The organism is Nonomuraea recticatena (assembly GCF_039533245.1).
Classification (GTDB): domain Bacteria; phylum Actinomycetota; class Actinomycetes; order Streptosporangiales; family Streptosporangiaceae; genus Nonomuraea; species Nonomuraea roseola.
The window spans coordinates 406,813-420,010 of sequence record NZ_BAAATE010000002.1; the positions used below are offsets into that span (position 1 = coordinate 406,813).

The 13,198-nt window shown below is 71.2% G+C and carries 14 protein-coding genes; 5 read left to right on the forward strand and 9 right to left on the reverse strand.

Annotation, left to right across the window (positions count from 1 at the left end; translation table 11 throughout):
• Window positions 1–24: 24 nt before the first annotated feature.
• The 4 genes from ABFX50_RS05195 to ABFX50_RS05210 are packed head-to-tail and all read right to left on the reverse strand — an operon-like array spanning window position 25 to window position 4,273.
• Complete coding sequence (locus tag ABFX50_RS05195) at window positions 25–1,368, reverse strand: alpha-L-fucosidase (RefSeq protein WP_346143695.1); 1,344 nt, start codon at window positions 1,366–1,368, stop codon at window positions 25–27.
• Between the two features lie 10 nt (window positions 1,369–1,378).
• Window positions 1,379–2,200, reverse strand: a complete 822-nt coding sequence (locus ABFX50_RS05200) for a carbohydrate ABC transporter permease (protein ID WP_183645492.1) — start codon at window positions 2,198–2,200, stop codon at window positions 1,379–1,381.
• Complete coding sequence (locus tag ABFX50_RS05205; protein WP_346123575.1) at window positions 2,190–3,026, reverse strand: carbohydrate ABC transporter permease; 837 nt, start codon at window positions 3,024–3,026, stop codon at window positions 2,190–2,192. The genes ABFX50_RS05200 and ABFX50_RS05205 overlap by 11 nt, the downstream gene beginning before the upstream one ends.
• The gene (locus tag ABFX50_RS05210; RefSeq protein ID WP_344841478.1) at window positions 3,023–4,273 is read right to left on the reverse strand and encodes an ABC transporter substrate-binding protein; all 1,251 of its coding nucleotides are present in this window, start codon (window positions 4,271–4,273) and stop codon (window positions 3,023–3,025) included. The genes ABFX50_RS05205 and ABFX50_RS05210 overlap by 4 nt, the downstream gene beginning before the upstream one ends.
• A gap of 96 nt (window positions 4,274–4,369) precedes the next feature.
• Here ABFX50_RS05210 and ABFX50_RS05215 point away from each other — a divergent pair, with 96 nt between their 5' ends.
• A complete protein-coding gene (locus tag ABFX50_RS05215) occupies window positions 4,370–5,485 on the forward strand; it encodes an ROK family protein (protein WP_346143698.1) in 1,116 nt (371 codons plus the stop codon).
• A gap of 66 nt (window positions 5,486–5,551) precedes the next feature.
• Here ABFX50_RS05215 and ABFX50_RS05220 read toward each other — a convergent pair whose 3' ends face one another.
• Window positions 5,552–6,994, reverse strand: coding sequence for an MFS transporter (locus ABFX50_RS05220; protein ID WP_346143700.1), 1,443 nt, complete (start codon window positions 6,992–6,994; stop codon window positions 5,552–5,554).
• A 101-nt stretch (window positions 6,995–7,095) separates the two neighbouring features.
• On the opposite strand from ABFX50_RS05220, the gene ABFX50_RS05225 reads away from it, so the two are divergent.
• Window positions 7,096–7,590: a winged helix-turn-helix transcriptional regulator gene (locus ABFX50_RS05225; protein ID WP_346143702.1), complete on the forward strand. Its 495-nt coding sequence runs from the start codon at window positions 7,096–7,098 to the stop codon at window positions 7,588–7,590.
• Window positions 7,591–7,608: 18 nt separating this feature from the next.
• Here the strand turns inward: ABFX50_RS05225 and ABFX50_RS05230 are convergent, their stop codons facing one another.
• Complete coding sequence (locus tag ABFX50_RS05230; RefSeq protein ID WP_346143704.1) at window positions 7,609–8,598, reverse strand: GlxA family transcriptional regulator; 990 nt, start codon at window positions 8,596–8,598, stop codon at window positions 7,609–7,611.
• Window positions 8,599–8,709: 111 nt separating this feature from the next.
• Here ABFX50_RS05230 and ABFX50_RS05235 point away from each other — a divergent pair, with 111 nt between their 5' ends.
• Both ABFX50_RS05235 and ABFX50_RS05240 read left to right on the forward strand, forming a co-directional pair.
• Window positions 8,710–9,576 carry an NAD(P)-dependent oxidoreductase gene (locus ABFX50_RS05235; protein ID WP_346143706.1) on the forward strand — a complete coding sequence of 289 codons (867 nt, stop codon included), beginning with the start codon at window positions 8,710–8,712 and terminating at the stop codon, window positions 9,574–9,576.
• Window positions 9,577–9,737: 161 nt separating this feature from the next.
• Complete coding sequence (locus tag ABFX50_RS05240; RefSeq protein WP_346143708.1) at window positions 9,738–9,956, forward strand: hypothetical protein; 219 nt, start codon at window positions 9,738–9,740, stop codon at window positions 9,954–9,956.
• 49 nt (window positions 9,957–10,005) lie between these two features.
• On the opposite strand, the gene ABFX50_RS05245 is transcribed toward ABFX50_RS05240, so the two are convergent.
• Both ABFX50_RS05245 and ABFX50_RS05250 read right to left on the reverse strand, forming a co-directional pair.
• Complete coding sequence (locus tag ABFX50_RS05245) at window positions 10,006–10,935, reverse strand: zinc-binding dehydrogenase (protein ID WP_346143710.1); 930 nt, start codon at window positions 10,933–10,935, stop codon at window positions 10,006–10,008.
• Between the two features lie 111 nt (window positions 10,936–11,046).
• Window positions 11,047–11,631, reverse strand: coding sequence for a TetR/AcrR family transcriptional regulator (locus tag ABFX50_RS05250; protein WP_346143712.1), 585 nt, complete (start codon window positions 11,629–11,631; stop codon window positions 11,047–11,049).
• Between the two features lie 86 nt (window positions 11,632–11,717).
• On the opposite strand from ABFX50_RS05250, the gene ABFX50_RS05255 reads away from it, so the two are divergent.
• On the forward strand, window positions 11,718–12,611 hold the full coding sequence (locus ABFX50_RS05255; RefSeq protein WP_183645485.1) for an NmrA/HSCARG family protein: 894 nt from the start codon (window positions 11,718–11,720) through the stop codon (window positions 12,609–12,611).
• On the opposite strand, the gene ABFX50_RS05260 is transcribed toward ABFX50_RS05255, so the two are convergent.
• Window positions 12,601–13,167 (reverse strand): hypothetical protein, encoded by a 567-nt coding sequence (locus ABFX50_RS05260; protein WP_346143714.1) that lies wholly within the window; start codon window positions 13,165–13,167, stop codon window positions 12,601–12,603. The genes ABFX50_RS05255 and ABFX50_RS05260 overlap by 11 nt on opposite strands.
• Between the last annotated feature and the right edge of the window lie 31 nt (window positions 13,168–13,198).

Consider the following 13,198-nt stretch of genomic DNA (forward strand, 5'->3'; position numbering starts at 1 on the left):
GGCCGCACCTCGCCGCGCGCAGGGTCAGGAGCGGGGCTCCAGCCTCAGGACGACGGCAGGCAGCCCCCGCAGCCCTTCGGGGACGACGACCTGTCCTGAGCCGTCGATGTCGGCGGGGCCCTCGCCCCAGGAGGCGGTGGCACGCGCCGGCTCCACCAGGTCCTCGGCCAGCCGCAGCCGTCCGGCCGCCGGGTCGAGGGCGATCACGTGGAGCGTGCCGTCCTGCGCGAGCGTGTAGCGGACGGGGTCGCCCGCGGGCTCGGCGTGCCGTACCCACGGCCTGGTGCCGTAGATCGCGCCGCCGTGGGCGTCGAGCCATGCGCCCAGGTGGCGCAGCCGTTCCACCTGCGACTCCGGCAGCGACCCGTCGGCGCGAGGGCCGATGTTGAGCAGCAGGTTGCCGTTCTTGGCGACGGTGTCGACCAGCAGGTGGACCAGCTCGGCCGGCTCGAGGAGGTGCCTGTCGTCCTCGGCCCTGTTGTAGCCGAACGAGCGGCCGAGCCCGCGCGTCGCCTCCCACACCCACGGCGAGGTCTGCTCCTCCGAGACGTACTCACGGGTGCGCGACCCCAGGTGCGGGACGCCCCACCGGTCGTTGACGATGCCGTCGGGGACGCGCTCGTAGTAGCGCTCGAAGAGGGTCTGCAGGCTGTAGGGCCCCGCCGCCTTGGCCGAGTCCGGCCAGTCGATGTCGTTCCAGAGCATGTCGGGGGCGTGCCCGTCGATCAGCTCCATGGCCTGGTCGAAGCAGTACCTCGCGAACGCCTCGTCGTTACGGCGCAGCGTGAACAGGTCCGTCATCGACTGGATGGGCGGGAAGTCGGAGACGTGCCAGTCGAGCGCGCCCGAGTAGTAGAGCCCGAACCGCAGCCCCTCCTCGCGGGCCGCGCTCGCCATCTCGGCGATCAGGTCGCGGCGCGGCCCCCTGTGCACGCTGCTGAAGGCGGTGGTGGCGGTGTCCCACAGGCAGAAGCCGTCGTGGTGCTTGGCCGTGGGCACGACGTAGCGCGCGCCGCAGCCGGCGATCAGCCGCATCCAGCCCTGCGGGTCGAACGCCTCCGCCGTCCACGAGTCGGCCAGGTCCTCGTAGGAGGTGCCGACGCCGTACTCCCGCTCGTGGAAGGCCCGCGCGGGCGAGCCGGGGATGCGGACGGTGTTGGCGTGCCATTCGGCGTACTGGTGGTGGCTGAACTCCAGCTCCACCGGCACGTGCTCGCCCGGCAGCCGCGGGGTCGCCCACGCGGACACCGAGTACAGCCCCCAGTGCACGAAGACGCCGAACTTGGCGTCCCTGTACCAGTCGGGCACGTCCCTCGCCGGGTAGTCGGCGCCCAGGTCGGGGCCCACGCGGCGGTCGAAAAGCAGCACTGCGATCCTTTCAGCGGCCGGCCAGACCGGCGGTGGCGATGCCCTTGACCAGGTGCTTCTGGAGGGCGATGAGCAGCAGCAGCGTCGGCAGAATGGAGACGACGGACGCCGCCATCACCAGATGCCACTGGTTGCCGTTCTGGCCGAAGAACAGTTGGAGGCCGAGCGGCACGGTGCCGCGCGCGGTCACATCGTTGATCATGATGAGCGGCCACAGGAAGCTGTTCCAGTAGTTGATGAAGGTGAAGACGGCCAGCACCCCGAGCGCGGGCCTGGCCAGCGGCAGCATGATCCGCAGGAAGATCCGGAGCTCGCCCGCGCCGTCGATGCGCGCCGCCTCCTGCAGTTCACGCGGCACGGCGCGGAAGAACTGGCGCAGCAGGAACGTCCCGAACGCGGTGAAGGCCCAGGGGAAGATCAGCGACTGGTAGGTGTCCACCCATCCGAACGCCTGCATGAGGATGAACATCGGCACGACCAGCACTTCCTGCGGCACCATGAGCGTGGCGAGGAACACCAGGAAGATGCCGTCCCTGCCGCGCCAGCGCAGGGAGGCGAAGGCGTAGGCGGAAAGGGCCGAGGCGGCCAGCACGACCAGTGTGCCGACGCCCGCCACCAGCACGCCGTTGAGGATGTAGCGCTGGAACGGCACGTAGGTGAAGACGTCGCCGAAGTTCTGCCAGCGGATCTGGGAGCCGACCAGCGCGCCCGGGTCGGCGAACGTCTCGCCGGCGGGCTTCAGCGCGGTGGCCACCGCGAAGACCAGCGGGTAGAGGAAGGCCAGCGTGACCGCGGCCAGCAGCACGTGGGAGACGACGCTCTTAGCTCTCATAGTGCACCCACCGCTTCTGGCCGAGGAACTGCACGGCCGTCACACCCAGGATGATCGCGAACAGCACCCACGCTCCCGCGGCGGCGAGTCCCAGCTCGCGGGACTGGAAGCCGGCCTGGTAGACGGTCATGACGAGCGTCTCGGTGGCGTTGCCAGGGCCTCCGGCGGTGAGGATGTAGGGCTGCGTGAACACCTGCATCGAACTGATCACCGTCATCGTGGTGGCGAAGAACAACGCGGGCGAGATCAGCGGCAGCTGGACGCTGACCAGCCTGCGCAGGCCCGTGGCCCCGTCCAGCGAGGCCGCCTCGAGGACGGAGGGCGACATCTCGTTGATCGCCGCCGAGAACACGATCATGTTGTAGCCGAAGCCCTGCCAGACGCTCATCGCCACCACCGACAGCAGCGCGGTGCTGCCGTCGGCGAGCAGGTTGGGCTCGGTCCCGACGAGCTGGAACAGCAGCTTCCAGATGACCGCGTTGGCCACCATCGGGGTGATCGCCGGGATGAAGAACAGCACCCGCCACAGGTTCTGCCAGCGCGAGTTGCTGATCCAGAACGCCAGCCCGAGCGCCACGAGGATGTTCAGCGGCACGTACAGGCCGGTGAAGACGAACGTGTTGCGCAGCGAGGACAGGAAGTCGGGGTCCTCGCCGAACAGGTAGCGGAAGTTCTCCAGCCCGACGAACTCGCTCTCTCCCAGCATCGGCCAGTCGAAGAAGCTCATCACCACGGCCATGCCGACGGGGAACAGGGTGAACAGCCCGAGCCCGAGCACGCTCGGGGTGGCGAACCCGAGCGCGCTCCACTCCTCCCGTGATCTCACTGCCCGCGCGCCCCCTGCTGCTGGATCGTGGTGAGCGACTCCTTGGCGCTCTGCGCGCCGGTGTAGACCTGCAGCAGGTGCTGGGCCATGAGCTTGCTCACGTCGTCCCAGTTCTTGGTGGTGAACAGCGGCACGCCGCCGGCCAGCCCCTCCTTGACCGAGGACATCGCGGCCTGCACGTCGGCGGCCTTGTCCTGGTTCTGCTTCACCAGGAAGTCCTCGTAGACCGGCTGCTGCTCGGTCCTGGCGGGGAAGCCGCGGCCCTGGCCCGCGAGGTAGGCCTGGGCCTCCTTGCCGCTGAGCACGGAGACCGCCTTGATCGCCTCCTCCTTGTACGCGCAGCCCTTGGCCACGCCGAACCCGGAGTTGGCCACGTAGGTCTTCGACCCGCCGGGCCCCGCGGGCAGCGGTGCGATGCCGACCTTGAACTTGGCGTCCTTGATGGTGGAGCCGATGTTCCACGAGCCGTCGACGGCCATCATGGCGTTGCCGTTGATGAACTGCGTCTCGCCCCAGCCCGCCTCGGCCGAGCCGGCGGGCACGCTGGCCGACTTGCCGGCGCCGAGGCCGGCGTACCAGGTGACCGCGTCGACCATCGGCTGGCTGTCCATCTGCAGCTTCACCTCGTCGGTGACCGGCCTGGCGCCGTTGTAGGACAGCAGCAGCGACAGCGTGTGCAGGTCGGAGAAGGACATGCCGAAGCCGAACTTGCCGCCGGTGCTCAGCGCCTTGGCGGCCTTCTCGAAGTCGGCGATCGTCCAGCCCGCCTTCGGCTCGGCCACCCCGGCCTTCGCGAAGGCGTCCTTGTTGTAGTACAGGAGCATCGGCGACAGGTCGTACGGCAGGGCCAGCTGCTTGCCGTCCATCTTCAGCGCGTCGAGCGAGGCGGGGGCGAAGCCCTCGGGAGCGGTCAGCGGCTCCAGCAGGTCGGCGTAGGCACCCAGGCGCAGGCTCTGCATGGACACGACGCACGCCTGCTTGCCCGCGGCGAACTCGGTCTGCAGCTTGGTGAAGTAGGCGTTGAACGGCGCGGTCCGCAGCTTGATCCTGATGTTCGGGTGCTGCTGGGTGACCAGCTGCGCCACATGGTCGAGCTGGGCCTTCTCCTCCTCGCTGCCCGCCCACATCTCCCAGTCGAGAGTGACCGTGCCGTCGTCCTGCTTGGCGCCGCCCGCCGTGCCCTCGCCGCCTCCGCACGCGGTGGCGCCGACGAGGATCACGAGTCCCGCGGCCAGTAGTGCCTTCATCGAGTACCTCCGTCACGAACTATAATTTCGTGGACGAAATTATTATGATGCCGGACCCTAGGCTTGATCAGCGAGACCGTCAAGAGGGAGCAGCCCATGCGCGAGGACTTGGTCAGGACGGAGGTCCTGACCATGCTCGGGTCCGAGCCGCTCAATCGGACGCAGATCGCCCACAGGCTCGGGCTCGGGGCGGCGACGGTCTCGGAGCACACCAGGCGGCTCATCGAGCTCGGCTACCTGCGCGAGCTGGCACCCCAGGTGGCGGGGAGGGGGCGGCCCAGAGTCCCGCTGGAGGTGGTGCCGGACGCCGCCTACACGCTCGGGCTGCGGGTCCACCACACGCACCTGGTCGGCGTGCTCATGCGGCTCAACGGCAGCGAGGTGCGCCGCTTCACGCTGCCCTTCGACCCTGACTCCGAACCGGTGGAGCAGCTCGTGGCGGTGTGCGAGCAGGCGCTCGCCGATCCCGGGACCGGCGAGCGCATCCGCGGCATCGGCCTGGCCGTCCCCGGCGTGATCGATCCCGCCAGGGGCGTCGTCCGGCTCTCGCCGCACCTCGGCTGGTCGGACCTGCCGCTCCAGCCCCTGCTGGCCGGGCGCCTGCCCGTCCCCGTGCTGATCGACAACGACACGCGGGCCAGCACCATGGCCGAGTTGCTGTTCGGCACGGGCCGCGACCACGACGACTTCCTCGTGCTGGCCGTGGGCGGCGGCGTCGGCATGGGGATCGTGCTCGGCAGGCGCATCCACAGGGGGCCCGACGGGGTGGCGGGGGAGTTCGGGCACGTCCCGATCGACAGGGAGGGGCCGCCGTGCGTGTGCGGGCGGCGGGGTTGCCTGGAGACGTACGCGGCCGACTACGCCCTGGCCGCGCGGGCCCACGCGCGCGGCCTCACCTCCGAGGTCGTGGAGGTGGCCGAGCTGCACCGCCTAGCCGCGGTGGACGCGCCCGGCATTCGCGACCTGATGGCCGAGGCGGGCGCGGCACTGGGACAGGCGGCGGCCGGCGTGGTGAACGTGCTGGCGGTGCGGGCGCTGACCGTGATCGGCGAGAGCCACGTGCTGTGGCCGTACCTGGAGAGGGGGTTCAGGCCGGCGGTGGAGGGCGGCGTGCTGTCGGGGCTGGAGATCATGGTCCGCCCGTGGGACGACAGCGCCCACGCCCGCGGGGCCGCCGCCCTCGTCCTGTCCGCGACGGTCGCCTCTCGCTGACCGCTCCCGGCTCGCTGACCGCTCCCGGCTCGCTGACCGCTCCGGGTTCGCTGTGTTCGAATGGGGTCAGGTCGTCGTCGAGACGGACACGGGGGCGGCCTGCCCCGCCTCGGCTCCTCCTGCGCGGCGGCGGAGGCCGAAGGCGGTGATCACCGCGCCGGCGACCGCGGCGGCGACAGGGACGACGAGGGCGAGCTGGAGGGCGTCAAGCCTCGCCTCGGGGGTGGTGGCGCCGCCGAGCGCCGCGACGCTCACCGCGGTCACCGCCGACAGCCCGAGCGCCGTTCCGAACTGGAAGGACGTGTACAGCAGGCCGCCGGCCAGGCCGTGCTCGTGCTCCTCGATCCCGTCGGTGGCGGCCATGGTCAGCGGGCCGTAGGCCAGGGAGAAGGCCAGGCCGAGCAGGAGCATGGTCGGCAGCATGGCGGCGTAGGTCCAGTCCATCCCGATCGGCAGGAAGAGCGCGTACCCCAGGGCCGCGACCACCAGGCCGCCGAACAGCACCCGCACGTTGCCGAACCGGTTGACCAGGCGCGGGGTGAGCGTCGGGGCGAGGACGGTGTCCATGCCGATCACCAGCATGGCCAGACCGGTCTGCAGGCTGCTCCAGCCGCGCACCTCCTGCAGGTAGAGGGTGGCCACGAACTGGAACCCCGCGAACGAGGCGAGGAACAGCAGCGCTCCCAGGTTGGCCCTGACGAGCGGGCCCGAGCGCAGGATGCCCAGACGCACCAGGGGGTTGGCCGCCCGCCGTTCGACCAGGACGAAGACCACCAGCAGCGCGAGCCCCGCGCCGAAGGCGCCCAGCGTGCCCGCCAGGCCGTTGCCCGGGTGCTCCAGCCGCACCACGCCGTAGACCAGCAGCAGCATCGAGCCGGTGATGCTGAACGCGCCGGCCAGGTCGAAGCCGCCCGAGGGACGCTCGGGCGCGGGGGCCTCCTTGATCAGGGCCACCGCCGCGAACAGGATGACCGCCGCCAGCAGCACCGGGGCGAAGAACACCCACCGCCATCCGAGCGAGGTCAGCAGCCCGCCGACCACCAGGCCGAGCGAGAAGCCGCCCGCCGCGGTGCCCGCGTACACCCCGAGCGCCTTGGTGCGCTGCGGTCCTTCGGGGAAGTTGCCAGTGACCAGCGAGAGCCCGGCCGGCGCCATGAACGCCGCCGCGACGCCGGTCACGAACCTGGCGACCAGCAGCATCCATCCTTCGGTCGCGAAGCCCCCAAGACCGGAGAAGACCAGAAAGACGGTCAGCCAGAACAGGAACATCCTGCGGCGGCCCAGGAGGTCGGCCGCGCGGCCGCCCAGCAGCATGAACCCGCCGTAGCCGAGCACGTAAGCGCTGACCACGCCGCTGAGCATGCCGGTGGACAGGCCGAGGTCGGCCCGGATCGCCGGCAGCGCCACGTTCAGCATCGCCACGTCGATCCCCTCCAGGAAGATCGCGCCTGCCAGCACGAAGAGCACGCCCCACGCGCGTGCGTCCATGCGGTTGTTCGTTGTGGACACGGTCCACTCCTCTCACAAAGCACAGGACCGGCCCATGGTTCCTCAACCGACTGCCGGTTCCTTCTTGTAACCAGCTGAATCGTCGAGCATCATGCAATGTCATGGAAGATGGCACTATTAAGTCCCTCGGTTACTGCGGGGATACCGACGGCGACTACGACGTTCTCCAGTGGGACACGCGCGCGGACTGCGAGGTCAGGCAGATACTCGACCGCGTGGCGGACAAGTGGTCGCTGCTGGTGATCGCGCTGCTGGACCGGCGCAGCCTGCGCTTCACCGAGCTGCGCCGCCTGATCGACGGCGTCAGCCAGCGCATGCTCACGCGTACGCTGCGCCACCTCGAGCGCGACGGGCTGGTGAGCAGGACCGTGCACGCGACCGTCCCGCCTCGCGTCGACTACGAGCTCACCCCGCTGGGCGCGACCCTGCACGCCACCATCCGGGCGCTGGTCTCCTGGACGGAGACGCATCAGAACGAGATCGCCGCCGCCCGCACCGCCTACGACGCCCGCGTACTGGCCGAGCAGCAGGCCGCCGAGGAGGAGGCGGCCGAGCGGGCCGAGATCGCCCACAACGTCCTGGCGGCCACCCGCTGACGCCTCGCCCAGGAGGCTCTACGCGGTGCGGGGGAAGGCGCGCCGGTAGTCACTGGGCGAGACGCCCACCTGCTTGATGAAGTGGTGGCGCAGGTTGTTCGCCGTGCCCAGGCCGCTCAGCTCCCCCACCTTCTCGATCGGCAGGTCGGTCGACTCGAGCAGGCTTTGGGCCAGACTCAGCCGCTGGTTGAGCAGCCACTGCAGCGGCGTCATCCCGGTGGCGCCCTGGAGCCGGCGGTAGAAGGTGCGCGGGCTCATCGCGGCCCGGCGCGCCAGATCCTCCACGGTGAGCGGCCGGTCGAGGTTGGCGCGCGCCCACTCCAGCACCGGCGCCATCCCGTCGTCGTCGGTGGCGGGCACCGACAGGTCGACGAACTGGGCCTGTCCGCCGGGCCGGTGCGCGGGCACGACCATGCGGCGGGCGAGCTGGTTGGCCACGTGCGCGCCCAGGTCGCGCCGTACGAGGTGCAGGCACAGATCGAGCCCCGCCGTCAGCCCCGCGCTGGTGAGCACGTCGCCGTCGTCGACGTACAGCACCGAGTCGTCCACCTGCACCTTCGGATAGCGCTCGGCGAGCTGGGCGGTGTGCATCCAGTGGGCGGTGGCGCGGCGGCCGTCCAGCAGCCCGGCCTCGGCCAGGGCGAACGCGCCCGTGCACAGCGACACCATGCGTGCGCCGGCGTCGTAGGCGTCGCGCAGAGCGGAGACGAGCGCGGGCGGCAGCGGCGCGCCGTCCTCGACGCAGGCGTCGGGCACCGACGGCACGATGACGGTGTCGGCGCCGACGAGGTCGTCGAGCCCGTACGGCGTGCGCAGCGCCAGCCCCGGCACGGCCAGACCGCCGGGATCGGCCTGCCCCGTCCCGCACAGGCGCAGCTCATACCAGGGGTCGGCCAGGTCGGGCTGCGGCTTGCCGAAGACGGTGCACGGCAGGCTCAGCTCGTACAGGTCCCAGGAGGGGACGGCGATGTCCTCGGGCACGACCACGGCGACGGATCCGGCACTCATGGACCCACCGTATGGCAGGAATTTGGTGATGGCCGTCATCGGTGTCACTGTCGCGGCCTGATGTCCCCCTGTGAAGCTGGTCCCAGCAGTCGAGATCTGAGGAGTTGTGACATGCGGGTGACCGTGCTCGGACTGGGTTCGATGGGGTCGGCGCTTGCCGGCGCCCTGCTGGACAAGGGTGTGGAGACGACGGTGTGGAACCGCTCGGCGGGCAGGGCCGCGCCGCTGGTGGCGAGGGGAGCGCGCGAGGCCGCCACGCCGCTGGAGGCGGTGGAGGCCGCCGACGTGGTGATCGCCTGCGTCCTCGACTACGACGCGGTGCGGGGGGTGCTGGAGCCCGTGACCGGCTCGCTGGAGGGCAGGCACCTGGTCAATCTCACCTCCGGCTCTCCCGAGCAGGCGCGGGAGATGGACGCGTGGGCGCGCTCGCACGGCGTCGGCTATCTCGACGGCGCCATCATGACGACGCCTCCCGGGGTCGGCAGCCAGGACATGATGTTCCTCTACAGCGGCTCGGAGGAGGTCTTCCAAGCGCGTCGTGAGGTGCTGTCGGTCCTGGGAGACCCCCTGCACCTGGGCGAGGACCCCGGCGTGGCCTCGCTCTACGACGCGGCGCTGCTCGGGCTGATGTGGGCCACCATGACCGGCTGGCTGCACGGCACGGCCGTGGTCGGCGCGGACAAGGTCCAGGCCACCGCCTACACGCCGATCGCGCTGCGCTGGCTGGGCGCGGTGGCGCACTTCATCACGACCTACGCCGCCCAGGTGGACGAGGGCCGCTACCCCGGCGACGACGCCACGGTGGACGTCCAGATCGCCGCGATCGAACACCTCATCCACGCCGCGCACGAGCGGGGCGTGGACAACTCCCTGCCGGAGCTGCTGAGGTCCACCATGCTGCGGGCCAGGGCGGCGGGCCACGGCTCCGACAGCTACGGCAGCATCATCGAGGTGCTGCGCCGCCCGGCGGGGAACTGACCCGTCGTGCGAACGTAACCCTCCCAGGGCGCTGGCCCGCGCCGTCGAGGGTCACCGGCCCTGCTGGAGTGAGCGGTCTCCGTGGCGTGGGTTCTGTGGGTGTGGAGCAATTCACGATCCGGGCAGGGAACTTCATGGGGGTTGGGGGCGTCATGACAGACATGAGAGATCATGCGCAGAGTGATCGGTTCCGGGACCTGCCCGAGCGGCCGGACCCGGCGACATGGCGGTCCAGCCTGGACGAGGAGCCGTTGCCGCAGGTGATCGCCGAACCCGCGGAGGTGGGGGACCCCGGCCTGCGCCCCTGGGCGGCGCCCGAGCTCGACGTGGCGCGTCATGTCAGCGACGCGATCGTACGGCGCCGCGCTTCCCGCGACTGAGGACCGCCTGGTCCCGATGGCGCAGGTCTCTCCTTGTGGGGTTCGCCGGTCAGGCCAGATCGAGGACGGCCTTGCCGTGCAGGCGGCGCTCACGCAGGGCGTCGAAGGCCTCCTCGGCCTTGTCCCACGGGCCGCGCCAGCTGATGCCGGGATCGAGCGCGCCCCTGGCCACCAGCTGCGCGAGATGGGTCAGGTCGGGGGCGAGGCCGGTGCAGGCCAGCAGGTAGAAGGTGGAGATGGTGCGGTTGTGGCGACCCTCGTCGCCCCTGAACGATCCTGCGGGGAAGACGGTGTCCTCCTGTGAGGCGTGACCGACGCTGACCAGGGTGCCGTGCTGGGTGAGCCTGGCGTACGCGTCGACGAGATGGGCGCCGCCCACCAGCTCGACGACGCCGTCCACCGCTTCGCCGAGCTCTCCCGGCGCGCGGATCACCTCGTCGGCGCCGAGCAGTCGCAGGCTCTCCCCGTGCGCGTCGGGGTCGCCTGTCACCGCGACCACGTGCGCGCCGCCCTGGTGGGCCAGTTGCACCGCGAACCTGCCGACGCCGCCGGTGGCCCCGGTGACCAGGATGCGCTTGCCGGGCAGGGCGCCGATCCTGTGCAGGGCGCGTAGCGCGCTGCCTGCCGCGACCGGGATCGTGGCGATGGCGCCGAGGTCGGCCCCCGAGGGGACCTCGCCGATCAGCGAGGTGTCCACGGCCCTGAGCTCGGCCCAGGCGCCGCCGTCGGCCAGGGTGACCACCGGCGTTCCCGCGGCCGGTCCCGATCCGTCGGCGGCGGGGCGTTCCACCACTCCTGCGGCGTCCCAGCCGGGGACGGCCCCGTCGGGCTGGCCCGCGAGGACGTACCTCACCTCGCCGTAGTTCAGCGAGGTGGCCGCGACCCGGACCAGCGCCTGGTGCGGGGCCGGTTCGGGATCGCGGATCTCCTGGAGCCGCAGCCCGGCGGGGACGGAGTGGTCGACGACCAGAGCACGCATCGGCGTACACCTTTCGAAGAGGCGAGGTTGCCAGCCGCCAATATAGCGCCACTCAGTGGCATAAGTACATCAAGGGCGTTGGCTCTCCAGGTGCATCGATCAAGGCGGGTGCTACCGGCTGCGGGAGGGGTGCAGCCCGTCGATGCTGAAGGTCAGCAGGCGCTCGCCCTGGGCGGGCGTGGTCTGCTCGCCCGCCCACGCCACCGCGTTGATCATGGCGTACAGGTCCGCGGCCGTGGCGTCCTCTCGTACGGTCCCGGCGGCCTGCGCGCGGGTGAGTAGCTGCTCGCCGCCCACGAGGACGGCCCGGCAGGCGGCGTGCAGTTCGGAGCTCTCGTCCTCGATGCTGCGCATCAGTGCGGTGACCAGCCCCCGGTAGGTCGTGGTGTGCGCCATCGCCGCCCGCGCCCAGATGACGAGCGCCTCGTGCGGGGACGGGTGGTCGAGCAGGTCGCGCGCCGTGGCGGTCAGCGCGTCCATGCGGTCGCGCAGCAGCGCCTCCAGAAGGGCCTGCCGGGTGGGGAAGTGGCCGTAGAGCGTGCCGTTCGCCACCCCCGCCCGCCTGGCGATGTCCTCCAGCGAGGCGTCGACACCGTGCTCGGCGAAGACCGTCGCCGCCGCGGCGAGCAGTCGTTCGTAGTTGCGGCGGGCGTCGGCGCGCATCCGGCGCTGCGGCGCAGGGCCTGTGGTCGACATGGGCGCTCCAGGGGTTGCTAAGTTGAGGCCGTCTCAATATATTTCTCGAGACAGCCTCAGTTTACTCTGCGCTCAGGAGGAGCCCTGTGATCAGCCCCGACAAGCCCATCCTCGTGACCGGCGCGACCGGCCGCCAGGGCGGCGCCACCGCCGCCCGGCTCCTGGAGGCGGGCTGGCCCGTGCGCGCCCTCGTTCGCGACCCCGACGCTCCAGCGGCCAAGGCGCTGGAGGCGGAAGGCGCGGAACTGCGCGCGGGAAACCTCGACGACCCCGGCTCTCTCGCCGAGGCCGTCGCCGGCGTCCACGGCGTCTTCGGCGTCACGCCCGACGACCTGGAGGTCGAGCGGGAGGTCCGCAGGGGCCGCGCCCTCGTCGACGCCGCCGCGGCGGCCGGCGTCTCCCACTTCGTGTTCGCCTCGGTCGGCGGCGCCGAACGGGGGACCGGCATCCCGTACTGGGAGAGCAAGTGGCGGATCGAGCAGCACATTCGCGCGCTCGGCCTGCCAGCGACGATCCTGCGTCCGGTCAGGTTCATGGAGAACCACACCATTCCGGGGCTGCCTGTCGGCGGCATCGTCGACGGCGAGCTCAGGCACCTGTTCGATCCCGACACACCCGTGCAGCTCATCGCCGTCGCCGACATCGGCGTCTTCTCCCGCCTGGCCTTCACCCACCCCCAGGACTACATCGGGCAGGCCGTCGAGATCGCGGGCGACGAGCTGACGCCCGAGCAGGCCGTGGAGCTCATCAGCCGGAGCCTCGGGCGGCAGATCACCTACCGGCAGGTCGCCGTCGACGGTCTCGGCCTGGGTGCGGTGGAGCGCACCTTCCCCGGAGGCCGTGGCCTGTGGCGAGCCGACATCGCGGCGCTGCGCGAACGCCACCCCGGCCTGCTGGACTTCGAGACCTGGCTCCAGCGGGGCGGCGCCGGCCAGATCGAGGCGCTGTTCACCGGCGGGGGAGCGGCGGTCACAGCATGAACACCAGTTGGGCGGCGATCAGGACGTCGAAGACGCCGCACCACTCGGCGTACGAGCGGGCCACGACCTTGTCGAGCTTGAGGTGGACGAAGTCCCAGACGCCGTGGAAGAGCCAGCCCGCCGCCACCAGGTAGCGGCCCAGGTCCGGATCCACGATCAGCCCGGCCAGCGCGAGCGCGCCGAATGCGGCCATCCCCAGCGCCTGCGTCCTGAACGGCCCTGGCCTGTGCAACTGCCCGTCGACGGCGCCCCAGACCAGGACCGCCAGCGCGACGGCGGAGAAGAAGGCGGAGGGCGGCATCACGTCCAGCGCTCGCAGGAGGACGAAGGACACGACCAGGGCGGCGAGCACCGGCCATGACGCCTGGCGTCGCCGTAGCTTGGCGACGATCAGGTACAGCAGGGGCAGCAGCATCAGGGCGTTCGCGAGCGCGGCGACGCCCTGGGCGGAGCCACCTCCGCCCAGGCTGAGAAACGCGATTCCGGCGGCCAGCGCGGTGGGCCAGCGCCGCAGCACGACGGTCAGTCGTGTGCGGCTGGGAGCGGTGTTGTCCATGCGCCCAGCGTGCTGGCGCCCTGGCGCAAGC